The sequence below is a fragment of the Pedobacter nyackensis genome (genome assembly GCF_032678475.1).
GTDB classification, from domain to species: domain Bacteria; phylum Bacteroidota; class Bacteroidia; order Sphingobacteriales; family Sphingobacteriaceae; genus Pedobacter; species Pedobacter nyackensis_A.
On the sequence record NZ_JAVTSF010000005.1, the window covers coordinates 35,060 to 59,557 of the forward strand.

General features: G+C 40.8%; 15 protein-coding genes. 10 read left to right on the top strand and 5 right to left on the bottom strand.

Going from position 1 to position 24,498, the window contains the following annotated elements; translation table 11 throughout:
* Positions 1–74: 74 nt before the first annotated feature.
* The 4 genes from R2Q84_RS16605 to kbl are packed head-to-tail and all read right to left on the bottom strand — an operon-like array spanning position 75 to position 3,316.
* A complete protein-coding gene (locus tag R2Q84_RS16605) occupies positions 75–650 on the bottom strand; it encodes a helix-turn-helix domain-containing protein (protein WP_316817703.1) in 576 nt (191 codons plus the stop codon).
* Complete coding sequence (locus R2Q84_RS16610; protein ID WP_316817704.1) at positions 650–1,063, bottom strand: hypothetical protein; 414 nt, start codon at positions 1,061–1,063, stop codon at positions 650–652. The genes R2Q84_RS16605 and R2Q84_RS16610 overlap by 1 nt, the downstream gene beginning before the upstream one ends.
* The gene (pheS, locus tag R2Q84_RS16615) at positions 1,063–2,100 is read right to left on the bottom strand and encodes a phenylalanine--tRNA ligase subunit alpha (RefSeq protein WP_316817705.1); all 1,038 of its coding nucleotides are present in this window, start codon (positions 2,098–2,100) and stop codon (positions 1,063–1,065) included. The genes R2Q84_RS16610 and pheS overlap by 1 nt, the downstream gene beginning before the upstream one ends.
* A 28-nt stretch (positions 2,101–2,128) precedes the next feature.
* Positions 2,129–3,316 carry a glycine C-acetyltransferase gene (gene kbl / locus R2Q84_RS16620; protein WP_316817706.1) on the bottom strand — a complete coding sequence of 396 codons (1,188 nt, stop codon included), beginning with the start codon at positions 3,314–3,316 and terminating at the stop codon, positions 2,129–2,131.
* A gap of 139 nt (positions 3,317–3,455) precedes the next feature.
* Between kbl and R2Q84_RS16625 the strand changes: the two genes are divergently transcribed.
* Positions 3,456–5,906: a DUF5686 and carboxypeptidase regulatory-like domain-containing protein gene (locus tag R2Q84_RS16625; RefSeq protein WP_316817707.1), complete on the top strand. Its 2,451-nt coding sequence runs from the start codon at positions 3,456–3,458 to the stop codon at positions 5,904–5,906.
* A gap of 118 nt (positions 5,907–6,024) precedes the next feature.
* Here R2Q84_RS16625 and R2Q84_RS16630 read toward each other — a convergent pair whose 3' ends face one another.
* Complete coding sequence (locus R2Q84_RS16630; protein WP_316817708.1) at positions 6,025–7,212, bottom strand: aminopeptidase C; 1,188 nt, start codon at positions 7,210–7,212, stop codon at positions 6,025–6,027.
* Positions 7,213–7,590: 378 nt separating this feature from the next.
* Here R2Q84_RS16630 and R2Q84_RS16635 point away from each other — a divergent pair, with 378 nt between their 5' ends.
* The 9 genes from R2Q84_RS16635 (at position 7,591) to bglX (ending at position 24,489) form a co-directional block, all read left to right on the top strand.
* Positions 7,591–8,529, top strand: coding sequence for a rhodanese-related sulfurtransferase (locus R2Q84_RS16635; RefSeq protein ID WP_316818025.1), 939 nt, complete (start codon positions 7,591–7,593; stop codon positions 8,527–8,529).
* A gap of 15 nt (positions 8,530–8,544) precedes the next feature.
* On the top strand, positions 8,545–11,457 hold the full coding sequence (locus R2Q84_RS16640; protein ID WP_316817709.1) for a triple tyrosine motif-containing protein: 2,913 nt from the start codon (positions 8,545–8,547) through the stop codon (positions 11,455–11,457).
* 250 nt (positions 11,458–11,707) lie between these two features.
* Positions 11,708–14,755, top strand: coding sequence for a TonB-dependent receptor (locus R2Q84_RS16645; RefSeq protein ID WP_316817710.1), 3,048 nt, complete (start codon positions 11,708–11,710; stop codon positions 14,753–14,755).
* A 10-nt stretch (positions 14,756–14,765) separates the two neighbouring features.
* A complete protein-coding gene (locus tag R2Q84_RS16650; protein WP_316817711.1) occupies positions 14,766–16,307 on the top strand; it encodes a RagB/SusD family nutrient uptake outer membrane protein in 1,542 nt (513 codons plus the stop codon).
* A 21-nt stretch (positions 16,308–16,328) separates the two neighbouring features.
* Positions 16,329–17,183, top strand: a complete 855-nt coding sequence (locus R2Q84_RS16655; RefSeq protein WP_316817712.1) for a LamG domain-containing protein — start codon at positions 16,329–16,331, stop codon at positions 17,181–17,183.
* A 96-nt stretch (positions 17,184–17,279) separates the two neighbouring features.
* Positions 17,280–18,929 carry a glucoamylase family protein gene (locus R2Q84_RS16660; protein WP_316817713.1) on the top strand — a complete coding sequence of 550 codons (1,650 nt, stop codon included), beginning with the start codon at positions 17,280–17,282 and terminating at the stop codon, positions 18,927–18,929.
* Between the two features lie 83 nt (positions 18,930–19,012).
* Positions 19,013–20,371, top strand: coding sequence for a glucoamylase family protein (locus R2Q84_RS16665; RefSeq protein WP_410478430.1), 1,359 nt, complete (start codon positions 19,013–19,015; stop codon positions 20,369–20,371).
* A gap of 2 nt (positions 20,372–20,373) precedes the next feature.
* Entirely contained in the window at positions 20,374–22,122 is a 1,749-nt protein-coding gene (locus tag R2Q84_RS16670; protein WP_316817715.1) for a family 43 glycosylhydrolase, read from the top strand.
* A gap of 48 nt (positions 22,123–22,170) precedes the next feature.
* Positions 22,171–24,489, top strand: coding sequence for a beta-glucosidase BglX (bglX, locus tag R2Q84_RS16675; protein ID WP_316817716.1), 2,319 nt, complete (start codon positions 22,171–22,173; stop codon positions 24,487–24,489).
* The last annotated feature ends 9 nt before the right edge of the window (positions 24,490–24,498 follow it).

Here is a 24,498-nt window from a genome sequence, read left to right on the forward strand (position 1 = left end):
TACCGAATACCACATCGGTATAAGTTAACATTATGTAAAGAAATCGATCAGCTTAGATATTAAGGTTGCAGACCTTAAAGGGCAGCTTTAACTAAAAAAGGAAGTAATTCTTTCTGAAAACTCACAAAATTCTTACGAACATCTGAGTCGCTAACAGAAGTAAAGGCAAAAGAAAAGACAATATTTTTACTGGCCTTTAATAAAAACGCAAGTCCTTCTCTGCGCGACGGATGATTTTTAAAATGATCAAGTTCCAGATATGCTGAAAGTAAAAGAGATTCCAATTGGTCAGACAGATGCTTTAAAAACTCCTGCGAGTTTGCATTTTCCCTCACAAAGTCCCAGCCAATAAACTCATTACAAACCGTATAAGTTAATCTGCAGGTTTTCATCACTAAGGCTTTAAGGTGTTCTTCCTCATCAACAAACTGGGCTTTATTTTTTAATATCTCGTGCAGGTTCAAATCCAGGTAATCCATCAAAATGGCATCCAGAATCTGTTCTTTACTTTCAAAATACTTGTATATGGTCGCCTTAGCAATACGTGCCTTCTTAGCTATCTCATTTACACTTGTCTTGTGATAACCATACTTTCTGAACAACTCCTTGGCGGCCCTAACTATACTTTCTTTTATTTTTTCTGGTTCCATTAATTGGTTACATGTATTCTATTTCCTGCAACAACTGTATTGTATTTTTTTAGAGCTAACACTGCCGGTGCTTTTGCAGGGCTTCCGTCCTCTAAAAGATATTTCGCTCCCGAACATTTATCCGTCACCGTAAAACTGGGATCATCTAAGTCCACGGCACATTGTTTTTCCGGGTTAACAGTACTACACCTGTCATATGCCACGTACCGACCATCAAGGGTACGATAAATGACAATACCGGCAACACCATATTTATCCAAAACCACTGCTCCCCCCGGACTGCTCAACCTGAGCAACCTTGGATCAGTTAACAGATCGCTAAAGTTAACCGGCACATTAGGAATGACCAGGTTTTCCTTACCGCATCCCGTCAACAGCAGCACCAACAAAAATATACCGGGAACAAATTTCATTATATCAATGAAGTCTTATATTGTTTTAAGAACCTTGCATCATTCTCAGAAAACAAGCGCAGATCTTTAATCTCAAACTTTAGGTTTGCAATACGTTCAATCCCCATTCCAAACGCAAAACCACTATATTTTTTGCTATCAATGTTACAATTATCCAAAACATTCGGGTCTACCATACCACAGCCCAAAATCTCTACCCAGCCACTCTGTTTACACATCTGGCAACCAGCGCCTTTACAGATGGTACAAGAGATATCCATCTCAGCCGACGGCTCTGTAAAAGGGAAGTAAGAAGGACGGAAACGTACTTTAGTACCTTCACCGTATAATTCCTGTACAAAATAAAACAAGGTCTGTTTCAAATCTGCAAAAGATACATTCTCATCCACATAAAGTCCTTCAACCTGGTGAAAAAAGCAATGTGCCCTTGCCGAAATCGCTTCGTTCCTGTACACACGTCCTGGCATAATTGCTCTGAAAGGAGGTTTCCCTGCTTCCATCATCCTCACCTGTACAGAAGAAGTATGTGTACGCAATGCGATGTCACCTTTCTCCCCACCTTTTTTAATAAAGAAAGTATCCTGCATATCACGTGCAGGATGTTCTTCAGGAAAATTCAGTGCCGAGAAGTTGTGCCAGTCGTCCTCAATTTCGGGTCCTTCAGCAACCACAAAGCCAAGCTTATTAAAGATCTCGACAATTTCTCTCCGTACTAAAGCCAATGGGTGACGTGAACCTACCTCAAGACCTTCTCCGGGTAAGGTCAGGTCTAAACCCGAATCCTTAGCCGTATCAGTTACCTCAGCCTGGTCTTTAAGACCTTGATATTTAGCCTCAGCCAATTGTTTAAACTCATTTAAAACCTTACCCAAGGTTCTTTTCTCCTCAGGTGAAACGGATTTAAACTCGTCGAAAATATCTTTAATAATTCCTTTTGTACCCAGGAATTTTATGCGGAATTGTTCTAATTCATCAGCACTGTCCGTAGAAAAAGCATTTATTTCTGCGGTATATTGTGTTATCTTATCTTGTAACATGCCTCAAATATACAGCTATTTTATAATTTTATATCACGCCTAAAGCTTTACCTACCTTAGTAAATGCAGCAATAGCTTTATCTAAATGATGTTGTTCATGTGCGGCAGAAAGCTGAACACGAATCCTTGCCTTACCCTGTCCTACTACCGGATAGTAAAAACCAATTACATAAATCCCTTCTTCCAGCATTTTAGCAGCAAATTCTTGTGCCAGTTTAGCATCATATAACATCACCGGAACAATAGGATGAACACCTGGTTTTATATCGAACCCGGCCTCCGTCATTTTCTCACGGAAATATTGCGTGTTGCGTTCTAATTTATCTCTTAAATCTGTCGTCTCACTTAACATATCCAATACAGCAACAGAAGCTCCTGCGATAGCCGGGGCCAATGTATTCGAAAATAAATATGGACGTGAACGTTGACGAAGCATATCAATGATTTCTTTTTTACCAGCCGTAAAACCACCAGAAGCACCGCCAAGGGCCTTGCCTAAAGTGCCTGTAATGATATCAACACGGTCCATTACATTAAAATGCTCATGTGTACCACGGCCTGTTTTACCGATAAATCCGGTACAGTGCGACTCATCAATCATCACCAAAGCTTCATATTTATCCGCCAGGTCGCATATCTGATCCAAAGGCGCAACTACACCATCCATAGAAAAGGCACCATCAGTAACAATAATACGATGTCTGGCATCTTTCGCCGCGATCAGTTGCTGTTCCAGATCAGCCATATCTGCATTTTTATATCTGAAACGTTTTGCTTTACACAAACGCACACCATCAATAATAGAAGCATGGTTTAACTCATCAGAAATAATTGCATCCTGATCATTAAACAAAGGCTCAAAAACACCACCATTTGCATCAAAAGCAGCAGCATATAAAATGGTATCTTCAGTACCTAAAAATTTAGAAAGCTTCTCTTCCAGTTCTTTATGCACATCCTGTGTACCACAAATAAAACGTACAGACGACATTCCGTAACCATATTTATCAATTGCTTTTTTTGCAGCCTCGGTTACACGTGGATCCGAAGACAAGCCCAAATAATTATTTGCACAGAAATTAATTACTTCCTGTCCGGTGCTCACTTTTATATCAGCCCCTTGTGGAGTAACAATAATACGCTCGCGTTTAAATAATCCGTCTTTCTCTATCTGGTCTAGTTCTTGCGCCAGAACTGGTTGTAATGTTTTATACATAAAAATATGATTTGATGTGCCAAAGTTATGCAATTCCTGTGTTTAGGTGGTAACCTAAATATGGGAACAATCATAAACTTTAATACAAAAAATTCGGTTTACTTATAAGTTATACGATATTTAGGCTTTAATCAACTGTATGAATAGATCTATTTTAACGCTGTTATTGCTTGTAACCGCCATTACCGTTTCATTTGCACAGCAATTTAACCTTAGTGGTCACATCAAAGACACACAAGGACAGCCTATTTCATTTGCATCCATTTATATTAAGAATACAACCAAAGGGACATCTGCAAACATTGACGGGGTTTACAAATTTACCCTGCCGCAAGGAAATCACACCGTTGTATACAAAGCGATCGGCTACAAGGCCATAGAAAGGGAACTCAGTATTGGTGCCGACCTGGACGAGAACGTTGTCCTCAATCCAGAAACTTATACCCTTTCGAATGTCACCATCAACGGCAACGCTGAAGATCCTGCTTACGAAATCATCAGACAAACCATAAAAAAGCGTAAAGCACACCTTACCGAAGTGAAGGCTTATACTGCTAACGTTTATATCAAGGGCGTACAAAAACTTGTTGGTGCACCCAAAAAGATATTTGGACGTGATGTGCAGAAATTACTTGAGCTGGACACCAACAGAAAAGGAATGCTTTACCTATCAGAGTCGACTTCCACTTTCGCTTTCCAACGACCTGATAAAATCCATGAAGAAATGGTCTCTTCAAAAACGGCAGGTAAGAACAACGCTTTCAGTTTCAATAAAGCATCGGACCTGATCATCAATTTTTACGAAAATATTTTACTCGAAAACAAATTAAGCTCGAGAGGCTTCGTATCGCCTATATCCGACAACGCGCTACTTTATTATCATTACAAACTCCTGGGCGTAAGCATAGAAAACGGAGAAACCATCAACAAAATTGAAGTTATTGCCCGCAGGCCACATGACCCGGTTTTTAGGGGAACGATATACATCAAGGAAGATACCTGGAACCTGGTTAATGCAGAATTATACCTCACAAAAAGTACAGGCATTAACCTGATTGACACCCTAAGCATCTCTCAGCAATTTCTGAAGAGCGGCAATACCTATATGCCGTCTAACATTCATTTTAAGTTTAATGGCGACATCATAGGTTTTAAATTTGAAGGTTACTACATCGGTGTTTATAGCAATTACAATCTGCAACCCAAATTCCCTAAACACTATTTCAATGGAGAGATCTTAAAAATCACTAAGGCAGTAAATACAAAAGATTCTTTGTTCTGGTTAAATAACCGTCCAATTCCCCTTACCAAAGAAGAAAGCAATAACTATATCAGCAAGGACAGCATTGCTTTGTTAAAAACGACAAAACGATATCTGGATTCGCTTGAAAAACTAAGCAACAGATTCGGAATTCTTAAATTCATTGTACTTGGTCATACTTCTAAAGATCGTTACACTAGCCAAAAATACACTTACGACCCGCTTTACAAGTCGATATTTTACAACACTGTTGAGGGGCTTACCTTTAAATATGGAGTTACCTACACAAAAGAACTCGGAGACAAGCGTTATTACAACATTAGACCAGAAGCCAGATATGGTTTTTCAAACAAAACCTTAACCGGAAGCCTTACTGCAAATTACTATTACGACCCGGTAAAGCGCGCAAATATTCGTATCAGTGGTGGATCTGGAATCTATGATCTAAACAATTATGGTACGATGAGTTTACAGGGTAACGCCATCAACTCGCTATTGTTCGAAACCAACTTCTCTAAATTCTATAAAAAGCAATTTGCCGGCATCGGTACAGCCAGAGAACTTAGTAACGGGTTACAGGCTAGTATTGATCTGGATTATTCACGCAACTTCAATCTGGTTAACACCACCACATTCAAAATTAAAGACCTTAAAGGAGAAACTTTTACGTCCAACAACCCCTTTACCCCTGATACAGAAACACCTCTTTTCCCAACTTACAGTGCACTTACGTTAAACGCGTCCTTAAACTATACCATCGGACAAGAATACATTACCCGTCCTGACGGAAAATTCTATCAGCCATCCAGATATCCGACGATCGATCTTTCTTATAGAAAAGGGATAAACGGTGTTTTCAACAGTGATGTGAATTACGACCTGGTATCGCTTGAGGTCTCACAAAACCGCATTAGCAGTGGCTTATGGGGATACTCTTCGTTTGTTGTAGGTGCAGGAAAATTCATAAACAACGACAGGATCTTTTATCCTGAAGCCAAACATTTCAGAGGTAACAATTCCCTGTTCTCCCTTCCTAGTTTAAGAAAGTTCCAGTTTCTTGATTTTTATCTTTTCAGTACTGACAGACAATATCTGGAAGCTCACTTTGAGCATAACTTTTCTGGTTTGTTCACCAATAAAGTTCCATTACTGCGCAAGGTGAAACTAGAAGAAATTATTGGAGCAAGCTATTTGAGTCAACCGATAAAAAGGAATTACACCGAGTTTTACTTTGGTTTTCAACGTTTGATATTCAGAGCGACTTATGGTTTTGCTTACGATGGCAGCAAAAGAGTCAACCATGGGTTCAGATTCTCCTATGGGTTTTAAGCAGCGCATTCTGATCTTCAAAATGCCGGAGAGCTTATTTCAAACCTGAACGAAACAAAAAAGGGAGTGCAATTGCACTCCCTTTTTTGTTTAAACTTAAGCTGTTTAAAGATACATCCTATTTAATCGCCATTTTCTTGCGTAAATCAGATGGAATTCCATTTTTATGTAAAAGGAAAGCTGTTGTTTTATACTTTACAAAGTTCTTAGTTACATATAAATAACCTTTGTAATCGTTAGTAGCACCCCATGAGTTTTTAACGATATAATATTCTTTACCCGACTGATCTTTAGCGATACCAGTAATTTGCATGCCATGATCATCAGTAGTTTCATAATCATCAAAAGCAGCCTGACGCATCTCTACAGTAATTTCTTTCTCAGCTTTCGGGCCGTTGAACATTGATTTTTTCTCGTCGTTGCTCATGCTCTCAAAATCTTTCGCAGGTACATATGCCACACCATTTTTCCAGCTAAAGCCTTTCTCACTTACGTCAGTAGCCCATGCAATAGTGAAACCTTTTTTCAATGCATTGTCTATAATATTGGTGATGTCATCCATCTGTACATTATAAACCTGATCAAATGACCAGTTATCAGGAACCATTAATACTGCTTTCTCATAGTAAGGACTAGTCGTGAACGACGAAAGCTCCACATAGTCAGCAGGATTGATACCTACCACTTCTTTAGCAAAAGTTTTAGGTGTATATTCTTTTCCTTCGTAAGTAAATTTCTCAGGAACAGCACCCATGCAAGAATCTATAGTAGCAATATATCTTGCTTTCCATGTTGGATCAAATTTGCCATCAATTGCCTTTTTAAGAATAGCTTCGGTCAATTTGTTCATTCTGTCTGATGAACCTGGGCTACCATAATCGTTACCACTATAAGCTTCCTGAGGTAAAGCACCATATTTAGCAAACATATTGGTTACATCATGACAAGCACCACCGTCACCTAAAGTTAAAGCACCGTGCATACGTACATAGTTGATACCTTTTTCAATGTAAGCGTTACGGGCAGTAAACAAGTCAGCTAAATCAACTGGCTTTTTACCCATACGGATCATTTCCGATTCAAGGAAAGAGTTTGTGCTATAGCTCCAGCAAGTACCAGATGATTTCTGGTTCTTTACTGAAGTAACCTCAGCGTTGATAACCGGTGTAAAAGTAAAGCTATTTGCGCTGTTCGCACTTTGGTTATTTTTTAATGAATTTACAAGATTGTCTTGTGCAAAACCTGCAGTTGCACTAAGCAACAAACCTGCTGCTAACCACATTGGTTTCATTGAAATTTTAGTCATTGTATGTTTAAAAGTTAGTTAGTATACGTATTTAGTGATTTCAGATGCAAACTTAGTAATTATCCAATACAAATTAAGTGGTAGCTGGAGCACTCCCGTTCAATATCCCCCTTAAAAGGGGAAAAAACATTCTTTGCTAACGCCAAAACATTTAATTTGTTACAAAAGAGGTTAATAATAAACATCCATTATAAATCGGGCATCCTGCTTCGCCTCCTACCTCTGCACCTTGTTTGAGACAAAAAACACCTTCTCCGACAAGGCCTCAGGCGCTTTAAGCTCCCCTTCAGGAGCCTTAAAGATGCCAGACTTGGAGGAGAACGGTTTTTTTTGCACTTTTGTACCCGCATTAAACGCCATTTGCACCGGTATCAATGAATTATGACATATCAGACACTACTTTATTATTGCTATAGTCCTATAGCAGAGGCAGAGCAATTTGCCGACGATCACCTTAAATTTTGTAAATCCATAAATCTTGTAGGCCGTATTATTGTTGCCGACGAAGGTTTAAACGGTACTGTTTCTGGCACAAAGGAAGCTTGCGAAACCTATATGGCTGCTATAAAAGCGGATGAGCGCTTTGCAAAAACAGACTTCAAGATCGACGATGTTCAGGAGCCATCTTTTATTAAGATGCATTGTCGCTACAAATCGGAGATTGTGCACTCCGGTTTAAGAGACCCAAATATCATCGACCCGAACAAGCAAACTGGTAAACACCTGGAGCCTGTAGAATTTCAGAAAATGATTGATCAGGAAGATGTAATCATCCTGGATGTGCGTTCCAACTATGAACATAACCTTGGCCGTTTTAAAAACGCGGTTACACTCGACATCGAAAACTTCCGTGATTTCCCGGAAAAGATAAACGAGCTGGCACAATACAAAGACAAAAAAGTACTAACCTACTGTACCGGTGGGATTAAATGCGAAAAAGCATCTGCATTGCTATTGCATCATGGCTTCAGCGACGTGTACCAATTACATGGTGGTATCATAAAATATGGTAAAGAAGCAGGTGGAGAAGATTTCGAAGGCAAATGTTATGTATTTGACAGCCGAATTGCTGTGGATGTAAATACAGTAAATCCTACTGTGGTATCTAAATGTTTTAACTGCGGAAAAACAACGCCTAAAATGATCAATTGCGCCAATCCCGAATGCAATGAACATGTTACACAATGCGATGAATGCGGCGATGAATTGCAAGGATGCTGTTCAGTTCCCTGCACCACCAATCCACGTAAACGTAAATACGACGGAACTGGATATTATGTAAAAGTACCTCAACCTGTAAACGTAGCTACGAAATAACTATCTTAGCCTTTAATGAACCAAAGGCATTTTAAATACTACATACTTTATTTTGCTTTTCTGCTGCTGCCATTCTTTTCAGCAGCAGAAAACATAAAAAGCATCGGGGTTCCCTATATTCAGAACTATCCCAAATCTGTATATTTATCTGGCAACCAAAACTGGTCTATAGCTAAAGACAAGCATGGTATCATGTATTTTGGCAATGCGCAAGGTTTACTTACATACGACGGTAAATATTGGCAGCAATACAAAATGCCCAACAGACAAATTGTACGCTCCGTAGCAACAGATGCAGAAGGCATCATCTATACAGGAGGATTTGGCGAGTTCGGCTACTGGTCTAACAAAAAGAATCATTTAACTTATACCTCGCTTACCCATCTTATCCCTGCATCAAATAATCTTAAGGACGAAATCTGGAAAATACACACCATAGGTAAGAAAGTAATATTCCAATCCTTTTCGGCCATCTACATTTACGAAAACAAAAAGATAAATGTAGTTACGGCCCAGGAATCACTTTTGTTTCTCCACACCGTAAACAACAAATGCTACGTTGAGGTTATCGGGAAAGGACTTTTCGAACTCATCGGCCATAAACTTAACCCCTTAAAAAACAATGGTTCCATCTTACCACAGTTGATTATGAGTGTACTTCCATATAAAAACGGAAGCCTCTTAATCGGAACCAGCAAGGACGGCCTCTTTGTTTACAATGGTGAGAGCTTTACGCCTTTAAACACCCCAGCCAATGCCTTCCTAAAAACTTACCAACTCAATAATGGTACCCGTATTCTGGGTAGGTACTTTGCTTTTGGCACCATCCTAAATGGACTGATCATTATTGATGAAAATGGAAACATCGTACAACGCATCAATAAATCAAGTGGCATGCAAAATAATACTGTGCTAAGTTTGTATGCAGATGAAGACCAGAACCTGTGGACAGGGTTAGACAATGGGATCGACCGTGTAGAGTTAAACTCACCACTTTACTTTTACTTTGACAAAACAGGTCTCTTCGGCACCGTGTACTCAAGTCTGATTTATAAGAACAATATTTACCTTGGCACCAATCAAGGTCTATATTACAGCACCTGGTCCAGCGGATCGGGAAACCTATTCAACTCCTTTGACTTTAAGCTGATTCCAAGCTCACAAGGACAGGTATGGGATTTGACACTTATAGACGATCAATTGCTTTGCGGACATAATGAAGGCACCTTTAAAGTCACCGGAAATAAACTTGAGCGTATATCAACAGTTAAAGGTGGCTGGACCATCAAAAAATTAAGCTCAAACCCCGGCTACCTGATACAAGGTACCTACAACGGATTGGTGTTGTTTAAAAAAGATGCTGACGGACAATGGAAGTTTTACCATAAAATAGAGGGCTTTGGCGAGCCATCAAGATATGTAGAACAAGATGCCCGGGGCGACATATGGGTTAGTCATGCCTACCGAGGGCTCTACAAACTAAATCTAAGTGCCGACCTGAAAAAAGTTACAGACATTAAGAGTTATGATGCAAAGAATGGGTTGCCCAGCAACTACAACATTAACATCTTCACCTTTCAAAACAAACTTATTTTTTCTTCCGATGAAGGATTTTTAAATTATGATGAGATCAGTAATAACTTTACCAAATACACCACATTAAATAATGAACTGGGCAGCTTCGCCGGTTCAAACAAAATCATCAGTGCCGGAGATAAGAAATACTGGTTCATTAATCATGGAAAAATGGGACTGGTCAATTTAATGGAGCCGGGCAAGGTAGAAGTAGATTCCAGCACATTCAGTATTCTGGACGGGCGAATGGTTCAGTACTATGAAAATATCAGTAAAATAAGCGACAAAATTTATTTGATGAGTGTGGATGACGGCTTCGTCATTTTCAATTCCACCGATGAACAAAATATAAAAAGGGAAAAAAATCTACCTGCAGTACTGATTAGAAAAATAGAAGATATTACCGATACTTACCATACCATTAGTGAATTTGGAAATGGCGGCGATGACGATTCGGAAATAGAGATACCCTTTGCCCGAAACAACATTCGCATCTCCTTTGCACTTCCCTACTACAGGCAAGCGAAAGTAAAATTCCAGTATTACCTCGAAGGCTATTCCAAACAATGGTCGGACTGGAGCACAGCCTCGCAAAAAGACTTCACCAACCTCGGCCGGGGAACCTATACCTTTAAAGTAAGAGCAAGTGTCAATGGGATTTTGGTCAGCAAGGTTACAGCATTTGAATTTACGGTCCTCCCTCCGTTCTATGCCAGCAACTGGGCTATCGCATTTTATGGTTTGCTCATTATATTTCTCCTTTTCTCATCCAAACGCGCCTATGAGAAAAAATTAAAAAAAGACCAGCTAGTCATCGCTAAAAAACTTCAGGAAGAAAAAGAAGCCTATCTCAAAAAAGAAGCAGAGGCTAACGAAAAACAAATCATTAAACTGCAAACGGAAAAACTACAGGTAGAACTTGCAGGTAAGAACAGGGAACTCGCCAACTCGGCCACAAGTCTGGTTTATAAAAATGAGCTCCTGCAAAAGCTAAGTCAGGAAATACTAAAATTAAAGGACGCCAACGGCAAACCACTTTCGGAAGAGCAGCTCAGAAAAATACAAAAAGTAATTGACGAGGGGATGAACGACGAGCGTGACTGGAACCTTTTTGAAAGTAGCTTTAATGAGGCCCATGAAAGCTTTTTCAAAAAACTTAAGGCCAATCATCCCGATCTTGTACCTAATGATTTAAAGCTTTGCGCTTACCTTCGTTTGAACATGAGCAGCAAAGAAATGGCGTCTTTATTGAACATTTCATTGAGAGGTGTGGAAATACGCCGTTATAGACTGCGCAAAAAGCTCAATATTCCTCATGATAAGAACCTGGTGGAGTTTCTCATGGAACTTTAGCACTACATCATTACCTCTCATCATGCTTTTTTCACATACACTATTTCTATTTATTAAACCAGACCTGCTGTAGTGAAAAATTCATACTTGAGGTACTTTAAGCCGCTTTTTTAAACCAAAAACCAGCATGAAAAGCCAATTTGAGATAGTACACATTTCAATGATGATGTATTAATGTAGAGGCACTTTTTTTGTAATAGCCGTAATAGAGTCGGAAATTTAGGTAACACTAACTAAATATCTAAATAGTATGAAAAGAGTCTCTACAAAACTTTCCGTTTTAACTTTTCTCTGTTTTCTTTTTACTAACGTAGCATTGGGGCAGGACATTACTGTGACAGGTGTAATTACCGACGGGGCCGATAAATCTCCGTTGCCAGGTGTAAGCGTGGTAGTAAAAGGAACAAAAACGGGAACAACAACAGATGCAACTGGACGATACGCTATCAGCGCGCCAGGAAATGCAACACTTGTCTTTACTTATATAGGGTACACTTCACGCGAAGTACCTGTAAACAATCAAACCAACCTTAATATAGCATTGGCTGCTTCTTCACAGGAGTTGGAACAAGTTGTAGTGGTAGGTTATGGTACACAGCGAAAAAAGGACCTAACCGGTTCCATCTCACAAGTTAAAGGTGAAGAACTAACCAGGCAGCCTGTGCAAACGCCTACCCAGGCTTTGCAGGGTAAGGTTGCCGGGGTTCAAATTATCAGTTCAGGTGAACCCAATACAAGTCCTACAGTAAGACTAAGAGGTACAGGAACACTACTAGGAGGTGCTAATCCTCTATATGTAGTGGATGGAGTATTCACCGATGACATCAAGAACATCAACAACGCAGATATTGTAAGTGTAGATGTATTGAAAGACGCTTCGGCCGCAGCCATATATGGTATGCGTGCGGCAAATGGAGTAATCTTAATTACCACAAAAAAAGGAAAAGTAGGTGAGAATGTTATTACACTCGATGCGAATATTGGTTTCAGAGAAGCTAACAATTTGGTCGAAATGGCTGGTGCAAATCAATACACCGGATATCTGAATGAAGCGGAAAAATATTATGGAAGTGGATCAGATCTCATTACACCGTCTATGCTTACAGGAGCAAATACTGACTGGTATGATGCCATTCTTCAAAAAGGAATCATGAGCTCACAAAATCTTTCCTTCTCTGGTGGGACTGAAAAGGTCAATTATTTTATTAGCGCTGGTTTGTTAACTGATGAAGGTATTCAAAAAGGGAATAAGTACAATAGGTTTACACTAAGGATAAACAATGAATATACCATTACAAAAAAGCTGAAGTTCAGCAATATGATTTCTTACACAAACGGAAAAGCAAAAGGCGCACAATTGGATGCCTTTACCAATGCTTACCGTGCAGCGCCTATTATTGCTTCAAAAGTTGGTGATCTATACGGAAACACTTCCCTTTTTGGTAACGTAGCCAACCCACTGGTAAGCATCAATAAAGTAGACAATACAGCATTGCAAAATCGCATACAAGGTAACTTCGCTTTGGATTACAAACCAATTGAAGGATTGACATTAAGATCAGCAATAGGGCTAGACCTAAACTACCTTAAATCAACCGACTACGGATTCAAATACTTAAATGATGCTTCCACGTTTTTACTTGCCGGGGGTAATCAAAGTAGACCAAACAGTACATTAAAGCTGACTAAAAATGATAAAATGAGCTGGATATGGGACAATACAGCAACCTACACCAAAACCGTAGAAAAACATTCCTTCACAGTTCTGGCCGGTGTTACAGCAGAAGAATTCAAATCAAATGACATGGTTGGAGATGCCAGAGATGTACCATCCAATAAAGATCAGTGGTATTTGAATGCAGGTTCCGGCGGCTCACAATCAGTTAGCAATGAAGGTGATAAATATCACAGAAATTCCTTCCTGGCGCGGGTAAACTATGGTTATGACAATAAGTATTTGTTAACTGCAAGCTACCGTTATGATGGAACATCCAAATTCGGTAAAAACAGTCGCTGGGATGGCTTCCCTTCTATCGGTCTGGCCTGGAACATTAACAATGAAGACTTCATGGCCGATCAAAAGATTTTCAGCAATCTGAAATTAAGAGGCAGTTATGGTCGTTTGGGTAACGACAATATTCCATCGTCTTTATACATATCCACAGCCGCTATTAATAAACCATATTACTTTGGAGGCGATCTTGGAAAGCTTGGCTCACCTGTGTTAGGAATAAGATTAGAAGATATTATAGATGATCAGCTTAAATGGGAAATAACTACGGAATATGATTTAGGATTAGACTTCGGATTTTTAAACAACAGATTGTCCGGTACTATTGACTACTATGACAAAAAAACCGACAATGCTTTAATTTTCGTAAACATCCCGGCCATTCTGGGCGATCCGGATGAGAAAGTGCTAACCAACGCTGCCAATGTATCCAATAAAGGAGTTGAGCTTTCGTTGAACTGGGCTGATCAGATTGGTGAAGACTGGAAATATAGTATAGGTGCTAACATTGCACATAATAAAAACACCATTAATAAACTCAATGGAGGGCAACCGCTACTTGGCGATAAGATAGCCGAGACTAATGTTACAAAATCCGACAATGGACAAGCTATAGGTAGTTATTTCCTATTAGAAAAAATAGGATTGTTCCAGAACCAGGCGCAAATCGATGCCTCAGCGCAAAAAGATGCCAGAGCTGGTGACATTATTTATAGAGATCTTAATGGAGATGGAGCAATAAATGATCTTGACAGAAAGTTTGTCGGATCCTATCAACCTAAATTTACGTATGGTCTGAATGGTAACCTTAGCTACAAGAACTTCGATCTTAACTTTGGGTTTTTCGGGACTCAGGGCGGGAAAATTTACAATGGAAAAAAAGCTGTACGAGGAGCCAACGAAAAGAAAGATAACATTGAGGCATCAGTGGTTAGAAATCGCTGGACACCAAACAATCCTAACAACAATGTACCGAGAGCGACAACGACTGTATTACCAGGTTCTACTTATTTTGTAGAAAAAGGTGATTACCTGCGTTTAAATAACTTAACACTGGGCTACACACTGCCTAAAACCTTGCTAAATAAAGCGCGCATCAACAATGTCCGTGTGTTTTTAACTGCACAAAATCTGTTTACCATTACTTCTTACACGGGCTTTACACCAGAGCTTCAGCCATCAATACCTGGTGCAAAAGAAGAGAGTACAAACCTGAATCAGGGGGTCGATTTAAATAGTTATCCCTCAACAAGAACGTTTGCATTTGGTATTAATGTTGGATTTTAATTAAAAGAAGATGAAAAAGATATTTTATATTACTACACTGGCATTATTTGCATCAGCCATATTTATCGCTTCATGTAAAAAGGGCTACCTGGATGTCCCTCCTCAAGGAAAAACAACAGAAGAACAAGCCCTTATAGATCCCGATGCAGCCGACAAATTGGTTGTAGGAGCTTATAACAACCTTTACTTACCCGGTACCGTAGGTTTAAAACTGGTTGTACTGGCGGATGTGACTTCCGACGATTCCGATAAAGGATCTGTAATCAGCGACCCGGGATTTGACGGCATCTTCCTTGACAACTTTACTTACACCCCAACTACAGGTATTTTTAATGACATTTGGGTAGACAATTACAAAGGTATTGCCTCAGCAAACAAAGCATTGTCAGTTTTAGAAAAAAGCACCATTGATGTGGGCATCAGAGACCGTTTAAGCGGCGAAGCCAGATTTATCAGAGCCCTGCTATATTTCAATATGGTTAGAACGTTTGGCGGCGTGGTTAAATTAACAACTGTACCTACATTTGCCGAAGCCAATAATGACGAATTTCAGACACGCGCCTCCAAAGAAGAGATCTACAAAGTAATAACAGATGATTTACTATTTGGTGTAGAGCATTTACCTATAAAAGGAGAAGGAGGAGCGATAGTTGGAAGGGCTACCAAGGGAGCTGCACAAGCTTTGTTATCGAAAGTTTATATGTACCAGGGAAACTGGCAAGGTGCATATGACATGTCTCAAGCGGTTATTACTTCACAGAAATATGGTCTTGCACCTGTGTATGCTGATATTTTCAGGGAGAAGGGTGTAAACAACATTGAATCTATCTTTGAAATACAAACAGGACCATACGCCAACCAAACAGCAGGAGGTTTGGCCTGCGACGCAGTAAGTAAAAACTACAGCAATTTCCAGGGACCACGTGGCACTTTTCCAGTACAATCTATCGGTGGGCAAACCTACAACGGCGGAGACCTTGGCTTTGGCTTGAATACGCCTTCAGCGGATCTTGCTGCTGCCTATGAAGAAAATGATGTAAGGAGAGCCGGTACTATTATTTTTACAAGCGATGTTACTACAACAACCTTATGGGATGGTTTTGTGCTTCCTACCCGACCAAATGTAGTGAACGAACGATATAATTATAAAGCATACCACAGTCCCTTCCTTGAAACTAAAAGCTGTCTTGGTATCAATGACAAAGACAATAAGCCAAAAAACATCCGCATTATCAGATTTGCTGAAGTTCTATTGATCAATGCTGAAGCGGCGACTCATGTTGGTCAGGATGCCTTAACACCTTTAAGAAAGGTGCGTGCACGTGCAAACCTAACTACCACATCTGCTACCGTTTCCGATATATGGAAAGAGCGCAGAGTTGAGTTGGCAATGGAGGCCGATAGGTTTTTCGATCTGGTGCGCACAGGCCGTGCAGCATCTGTGATGAATGCTGTAGGTAAACCTTTTATTGCCGGCAAACACGAGGTTTTTCCTATTCCACAAAAACAAAGAGATTTAAGTGGTGGCAGGTTAACTCAAAACAATTATTAATCACCTTTAGACCATAAGAAGATGAAATTAAGATATTTAAACATAGGCTTTGCAGGTATAGTAATTGGAAGTACATTATTATTCTCCTGTGTAAAAAACAAGAATGACGATTATTTCCCACCAGGGGATATACCAAAAACAGCGGGAGGTTATTCTGCATCCAGTGAGATTGCACCAACTAATCTTATTGCTTACTGGAATTTCAATGCTGATAGCATGTTGGATTCCGTTTCCAAAACTACAGGTATAAATGCCGGTATGACCTTCACGGCAGGAATTAAAGGAAAAGCCCTTACGGGTAATCCAGACGCCACCAAAAAAGCCTATGCCACAGCTGTTGCCAGTGCAGCCGTTAAAGCAATGACACAGTACACCGTAAGTTTCTGGGTAAATACCCCACAAAATACCGGGGCAACAGGAATATTTGGCTTGGGAGACACCCAGGGCTTCTGGGGCAATATCAATGTGTTTTTTGAAAATGGAGGTACTACAACCCTCGCACGGTTTAAAACAATATATAGCGACAATGGCGTTACCAGAGATAACAACATCCAGGATGTACAGAACGGCTTTAACAACTGGGTACAATATGTAATCACCTATGATGGTGCCGGGAACTTCAAATCTTACGTCAATGGAAGTTTAGCCAGAGCTACTACGGTCGCAGATATGGGCCCTATTAGATTCACAAACGTAGGCCCTATTGTTTTTGGCACATTGCATTTCATGACTGTCCCAAGTAGCACAACCGGTTCCCCTGGCGAAGGATGGGCGGGCTACCTACCAGGTAAAATGGATGAAGTGAGAATTTACAACAAAGCGCTTACAGCGATAGAAGTATCCGCATTATCAACTCTTGAAAGACAAGGTAGGTAAATACATACTGTAATCTCGCACCTGCTATTCCATCTGGCAGGTGCGAGATCCCGGCCTTCACCGGCATGACGACCGCTTTAACAAACTGCTTAAACAATGAACAAAATAACTACCTGTTTCTTCGCAATATCCCTCCTCTTCTTATCCTGCAAAAAAGGAAAAGAGCATATTCCTGTCGCTACCTCTTTCAAAGAAACAGCAATTACCGTAAGTGGTGCAACCACGCAACCTTACAACAACATCTCCGTTAACCCGATTGTAAAAATCACTTTTTCAACTGCTATCAATAACAGTAACCTTAACGCAAACCTCATTTTCAAAAACTTAACAGATGCCACAAATATTGCATTTACAGCTACTTTAGAGAACAACAACACCATTATTATTCAACCAACATCGAGTTTAACAGGCTTAAAAGTCTACAACATAACCATACCCACTACACTAAAATCTACAGATGGAGGTAATCTGCAAAGTGAAATCAGCATCACCTTCAATACCGGAGTAGATGATACCGACAAATTCCCTAGAATTACGGACGATGAGCTACTCACTAAAATTCAGCAGCAAACCTTCAAATACTTCTATGATTTCGGACATCCGCAAAGCGGAATGGCCAGAGAAAGGAATACATCCGGTGATATCGTCACCGCCGGAGGAACAGGATTTGGGGTCATGGCACTCATCACCGGCATACACAGAAATTTCATCACCAGAAATGAAGGGCTAAACCGGGTTCAAAAAATTGTTACCTTCTTAAAAACTGCCGACAGATTTCATGGTGCTTATCCACACTGGCTAAACGGAAGCACCGGTGCAGTAGTCCCTTTCAGTCAGAAAGACAATGGTGGCGACCTGGTAGAAACTTCCCTCTTGATACAGGGATTGCTAACCGCAAGGCAGTATTTCAATGGTTCCGACAATGCAGAAACTACTTTAAGGGCCGACATCAATGCCATCTACAATACCGTAGAATGGAATTGGTACAGGAAAGACAACAGCAATACCTTGTATTGGCATTGGAGTCCCAATTATAATTGGGATATGAATATGCCAATAACCGGATGGAATGAATCTCTGATCACCTATGTGATGGCGGCCTCCTCACCTACACATACTATCCCGAAAACAGTGTACGACAATGGCTGGGCACAAAATGGTGCTATGAAAAATGGTAGTTCTTATTATGGTATTCCATTGCCTTTAGGCCCAAATCAGGGTGGGCCATTGTTCTTTGCCCATTATTCCTTCCTCGGGATCAATCCCATAGGATTAACAGATGCATATGCTAATTATGAAACACAAAATAAAGCACATGCATTAATCAACTACAACTATTGCAAAACTAACCCTAAAGGATATTACGGGTACAGCGATCAATGCTGGGGTTTAACGGCCAGCGATATCAATAACGGTTACACCGCCAGTTCACCAACAAACGATGTGAGTGTAATTGCACCCACTGCTGCCATCGCTTCCCTACCCTATACCCCAGTGGAGTCTATGAAAGCCATCAAATTCTTTTACTATAAACTGGGTGATAAAATATTTAAGGAATATGGCTTTGTTGATGCCTTTTCTTTACAACAACAATGGTTTGCCAGCTCAACCCTTGCCATAGATCAGGGGCCAATCATCATTATGATTGAAAACCACCGCAGCAAACTATTATGGAACTTATTTATGAGCTGCCCTGAAGTAAAATCCGGAATGCAGAAACTTGGCTTTTCAGGCCCGAACCTTTAATAAAACCTGACAAATACCAATAAATGATTACAACATTAAAACAACACACACAACAAATTATAAACACAAATGATCCTTTTCACATGAGCACAAAAACTAACTTATTCCGATCCATCTGTTCATTGTTCCTACTACTGTTGGCAGCGCAGGTTAGTTATGCACAATCCACAAAGAATAAAGTACTTATCAAGCCTGAAATGGGCATCAAAAAGAACCTTAGCGACGATCAGCTACTCGACCTGGTACAGAAACAAACCTTCCGGTATTTCTGGGACTTCGCTCACCCGGTTAGCGGAATGGCCCGTGAACGCAGCAACCGATCATTTGACTATGGTCAGGAAGTTGTAACTACCGGTGGCACAGGTTTTGGCGTAATGGCTATCATTGTGGCTTCAGAACGTAAATTCATCACCCGTGAACAAGCTGCAGAACGCACAAAAAAGATTGTAGACTTTTTATGGAAAGCAGATATGTATCACGGTGCTTTCCCACACTGGTTAAATGGAGAAACAGGAAAAACCATTCGCTTTAGTTTAAAAGACGATGGTGCAGATATTGTTGAGACCTCGCTCCTATTCCAGGGACTATTAACGGCAAGACAGTATTACACGGCCGACAATGCTGTTGAACGCGACATCAGAAACAAAATACTATGGATGTGGGAAGGTATAGAATGGGACTGGTTTACGCAAAACCAAAACGTATTGTACTGGCACTGGAGTCCAAATAACGGCTGGGCGATGAACCACCAGATCAAAGGTTGGAACGAGTGTCTGATCACTTATGTGCTGGCGGCTTCCGGGCCAAAACATACCATAAGCAAACGTGTATACGATGACGGCTTCGCAAACAGTAACACCTTTTTTAACGGCCGTAAGTTTAACGACATCACACTTCCACTTGGCTTTAACTATGGCGGGCCATTGTTCTTTTCGCAATATTCCTTTTTAGGTTTAGATCCACGTGGCTTAAAAGATAACTATGCAGATTATTGGGAGCAAAACAAAAACCATGTACTCATCAATAGGGCTTACTGTATCGAAAACCCTAAAAAATACAAGGGTTACAGTGCCGATAGCTGGGGATTAACCGCTAGCGACAGCTGGGGAGGTTACGCTGCACATTCGCCAACAGAAGATTTAGGTGTGATTAGTCCAACAGCAGCATTGTCTTCATTCCCATATACCCCGGAATATTCCATGCAGGCCTTAAAACACTATTACTATAAAATGGGCGATAAATTATGGAGCGAATATGGCTTTATTGATGGCTTTAGTGAAGAAAAAGATTGGTATGCCAAATCGCACCTGGCGATAGACCAGGGCCCCATCATTGTGATGATTGAAAACTACCGTAGTGGTTTGTTATGGAAATTATTTATGAGCAGTCCGGATGTAAAAAGCGGGCTTAAAAAATTAGGTTTCAACAGTCCGGCATTATAGAAATGGGATTACAAAAACATATCAGCTTATGCCTCATGCTACTGTTTAGCATGGGGGCATTTGCGCAAAAAAAACAGCTCACCTATTGCAATCCCATTAACCTGGATTATGGTTATACACCTATTCCTAATTTTTCTGAGCAAGGCAGGCACAGAGCAACAGCCGATCCGGTAATTGTAACCTATAAAGGTGATTATTACCTTTTTTCTACCAACCAATGGGGATATTGGTGGAGCAGCGATATGTACAACTGGAAATTCGTTTCCAAAAACTTTTTAAGACCAGAGCATAAGGTATATGACGATCTTTGCGCCCCTTCTATCTGGATTCAGGGCGACACCATGCTTGTTTTTGGTTCTACTTATTCCCGCAACTTTCCGATCTGGATGAGTACCGATCCTAAAAACAACGAATGGAAAGAAGTGGTGCATGAATTTGAGATCGGTGGATGGGATCCAGCGCATTTTGTAGATGACGATGATCGTTTGTACATGTACAACGGCAGCAGCAATAGCTATCCCCTTTACGGAATTGAGTTAAACCGGAAGACTTTTGATCCTATCGGTACGCGTAAGGAACTTTTGTTGTTAAATCCTGATCGCTTTGGCTGGCAACGTTTTGGTGAACATTCAGACAATACCTTTTTAGATCCTTTTATGGAAGGTGCCTGGATAACCAAACATAATTCCAAATATTACCTTCAGTACGGTGCACCCGGAACCGAGTTTAGCGGATATGCCGATGGGGTAGCCATTGGCAAAACACCCCTGGGGCCATTTGAACACCAATCGATTCCCTTCTCTTACAAACCAGGTGGTTTTGCGCGTGGCGCAGGACATGGGGCTACCTACCAGGACAAATGGAACAACTACTGGCATGTATCTACCATCGCCATCTCTGTAAAAAACAATTTTGAACGCAGACTGGGTATTTGGCCTGCAGGGTTCGACAAAGACGATGTGATGTACATGGATGCAGCCTTTGGTGATTATCCGCATTACCTGCCTACAAAAAGTACCGATCATTTAAAAAGCGGTTTTACCGGCTGGATGCTACTCAATTACAATAAACCAGTAACCGTATCATCCACTTATGGTGCTTATGCGGCCAACAATGCGGTCGACGAGAGTATCAAAACCTATTGGAGCGCTGCTACCGGCAATAAAGGCGAATGGATCCAAACGGATCTCGGAAATGTTTCTACGATCAATGCCATCCAGCTCAACTACGCAGATCAGGACGCAGAGTTTTTAGGCAAACAGTTAGATATTTACCATCAATACAAGCTATGGAGCTCAACAGATGGAGTGAAATGGAAAATTCTGGTCGACAAAAGCAAGAACAAAACAGATGTTCCGCATGATTACATTGAACTGGAACAACCTGTAAAAGCCCGTTTCATCAAACTGGAAAACATACACATGCCTACCGGAAAATTTGCCATCAGTGGTATACGCGTATTCGGGAACGGAAATCAGGAAGCCCCAAAAAGTGTAAAAGAACTGGTGGTACTCAGGACTGAGAAGGACAAACGCAGTGCCTGGATCAAATGGCCACCAGTGGAAAATGCTTACGCCTATAATATTTACATCGGCACTGGCCCCGATAAACTGTACAACTGCATAATGGTGTACAATACTAATGAGTACTGGTACAAAGCTATGGACAAGAATATCCCTTATTATTTCAGCATTGAAGCCATTAATGAAAGTGGCGTATCTCAAAAAACAGACGTTATTAAAGTTAATTAAGCCAAACCTATTGAACCTGGCCCAATAAAAAGATTAAAATACAGCACTATGAAAGCGATATATTTAACCCTCATCACACCTTTATTCTCGGCAGTTCTGCTTTTTAGCGGAGGCACAGCAATTGCGCAACAGAAAAAAGCAGTGCTTTCCCCTCAGCAAAAGATGAATACTTTTATCAGCATGCTGATGTCGAAAATGACACTAGATGAAAAAATAGGTCAGCTGAATTTACTTACAGGCGGCGAAGCGACAACAGGATCAGTAGTCAGCACCGATGTGGAGAGCAAAATTAAAAAAGGACAGGTAGGCGGCATTTTCAGCTTAACTACTCCTGCCCGGATACGCAAGGCACAGGAAATTGCTGTTCAGCAAACCAGGCTTAAGATCCCAATCATATTTGGTCAGGATGTGATCCATGGTTACAAAACTACCTTCCCTATTCCACTTGCACTTTCCTGCACCTGGGATATGGCACTTATAGAAAAAACAGCTCGCATTGCCGCCACCGAAGCTACTGCCGATGGGTTAAACTGGACATTCTCTCCTATGGTAGATATTTCCAGAGATGCCCGCTGGGGCCGTATCTCTGAAGGATCAGGAGAAGATACTTACCTGGGTTCGCAAATTGCAAAGGCAATGGTTAAAGGCTATCAGGGCGATGATTTGTCGAAATACAATACCATGATGGCCTGTGTAAAACACTTTGCCTTATATGGCGCCGCAGAAGCCGGAAGAGACTACAATACTACAGATATGAGTCTCGACAGAATGTACAATGAATACCTACCTCCTTATAAAGCAGCACTGGAGGCTGGTGCTGGCAGTATCATGACTGCCTTTAATGACATTAACGGTGTTCCGGCAACAGCGAACAAATGGCTGATGACCGACCTGTTGCGCAAGCAATGGAATTTTAAAGGTTTGGTTGTAACCGATTACACAGCTGTAAACGAACTGATAGACCATGGTTTGGGTGATTTGCAGGCAGTATCGGCACTATCATTAAACGCGGGTGTAGACATGGATATGGTAGGTGAAGGCTTTCTAACCACGCTTAAAAAATCTGTACAACAGGGAAAAGTAAAACAACAAAGAGTTGACGATGCTTGTCGACTGGTACTGGAAGCCAAATATAAGCTCGGTCTGTTCGAAGATCCTTTTCGTTACTGCAGCGAAGAAAGAGCTAAAACAGAAATCCTGAAACCAGAACATCTGGATTTTGCACGCAAAGTAGCGGGAGAATCTTTTGTACTTTTAAAAAACGACAACAATACCCTACCCTTAAAAAAAACAGGCACTATTGCTTTAATAGGTCCACTCGCAAATACAGGGACCAACATGCCTGGTACATGGAGCGTAAACAGTGACTTAGCCAATACGGCTTCCCTTTTACAAGGCATGCAGGCCGCAGCAGGCACAGATGTTAAGATTTTACACAGCCTGGGTTCTAATTTACTTGCCGACGCACAGTATCAGGAACGAGCAACCATGTTTGGTCGTGATATTCCGCGCGACAACAGACCGGAAGAAGAAGTTATTAACGAAGCATTAAAACTAGCCAACCAGGCAGATGTAGTGGTTGCAGCATTAGGCGAAAGCTCGGAAATGAGTGGCGAAGCCTCCAGCAGAACAAATATTGAAATCCCTGATGTGCAAAAACGATTGTTAGCAGCCTTGCTTAAAACCGGCAAACCGGTGGTATTGGTTTTATTTACCGGGAGGCCTTTAGCGCTGAAATGGGAAAGCGAAAATGTGCCTGCTATTTTAAATGTTTGGTTTGGCGGCACGAAAACGGCCGACGCCATTCCTGATGTTTTATTCGGCGCTGTAAACCCGTCGGGAAAACTTACAACAACTTTCCCTCAGAATGTTGGTCAGGTTCCGCTATACTATGCGCACAAAAATACGGGCAGACCTTTGGCCGAGGGCAAGTGGTTCAGTAAATTCCGTTCCAACTATCTCGATGTGAGCAACGATCCGCTATATCCTTTCGGCTATGGATTAAGCTACACCAGTTTTGCATACAGCAATTTAATACTCAACAAACAAAGCTTTAAAACCGGAGGATCGATTACGGCAAGTATCGATGTCAGGAATACCGGTTCCGTTGAAGGTAAAGAAGTGGTACAACTATACATTCAAGATCTTGTTGGCAGCTCTACCCGTCCTGTTAAAGAACTGAAAGGTTTTGAAAAGATTAGCTTAAAACCTGGGGAAAGTAAAACGGTCAATTTTAAAATCACAGAAGAGGATTTGAAATTCTACAATATGGCGCTAAAGTTTGTAGCCGAACCGGGAGATTTCAAAGTATATGTTGGCGGTAATTCAAGGGATGTAATGGAAACAACTTTTGCTTTGGTTAAATGATTAAGGTAA

Excerpts from the sequence above, each read along its gene's own strand:
- R2Q84_RS16605 (WP_316817703.1), bottom strand. The coding sequence starts at position 650 with ATGGAACCAGAAAAAATAAAAGAAAGTATAGTTAGGGCCGCCAAGGAG.
- R2Q84_RS16610 (WP_316817704.1), bottom strand. The coding sequence starts at position 1,063 with ATGAAATTTGTTCCCGGTATATTTTTGTTGGTGCTGCTGTTGACGGGA.
- pheS (WP_316817705.1), bottom strand. The coding sequence starts at position 2,100 with ATGTTACAAGATAAGATAACACAATATACCGCAGAAATAAATGCTTTT.
- kbl (WP_316817706.1), bottom strand. The coding sequence starts at position 3,316 with ATGTATAAAACATTACAACCAGTTCTGGCGCAAGAACTAGACCAGATA.
- R2Q84_RS16625 (WP_316817707.1), top strand. The coding sequence starts at position 3,456 with ATGAATAGATCTATTTTAACGCTGTTATTGCTTGTAACCGCCATTACC.
- R2Q84_RS16630 (WP_316817708.1), bottom strand. The coding sequence starts at position 7,212 with ATGACTAAAATTTCAATGAAACCAATGTGGTTAGCAGCAGGTTTGTTG.
- R2Q84_RS16640 (WP_316817709.1), top strand. The coding sequence starts at position 8,545 with ATGAACCAAAGGCATTTTAAATACTACATACTTTATTTTGCTTTTCTG.
- R2Q84_RS16645 (WP_316817710.1), top strand. The coding sequence starts at position 11,708 with ATGAAAAGAGTCTCTACAAAACTTTCCGTTTTAACTTTTCTCTGTTTT.
- R2Q84_RS16650 (WP_316817711.1), top strand. The coding sequence starts at position 14,766 with ATGAAAAAGATATTTTATATTACTACACTGGCATTATTTGCATCAGCC.
- R2Q84_RS16655 (WP_316817712.1), top strand. The coding sequence starts at position 16,329 with ATGAAATTAAGATATTTAAACATAGGCTTTGCAGGTATAGTAATTGGA.
- R2Q84_RS16660 (WP_316817713.1), top strand. The coding sequence starts at position 17,280 with ATGAACAAAATAACTACCTGTTTCTTCGCAATATCCCTCCTCTTCTTA.
- R2Q84_RS16665 (WP_410478430.1), top strand. The coding sequence starts at position 19,013 with ATGAGCACAAAAACTAACTTATTCCGATCCATCTGTTCATTGTTCCTA.
- R2Q84_RS16670 (WP_316817715.1), top strand. The coding sequence starts at position 20,374 with ATGGGATTACAAAAACATATCAGCTTATGCCTCATGCTACTGTTTAGC.
- bglX (WP_316817716.1), top strand. The coding sequence starts at position 22,171 with ATGAAAGCGATATATTTAACCCTCATCACACCTTTATTCTCGGCAGTT.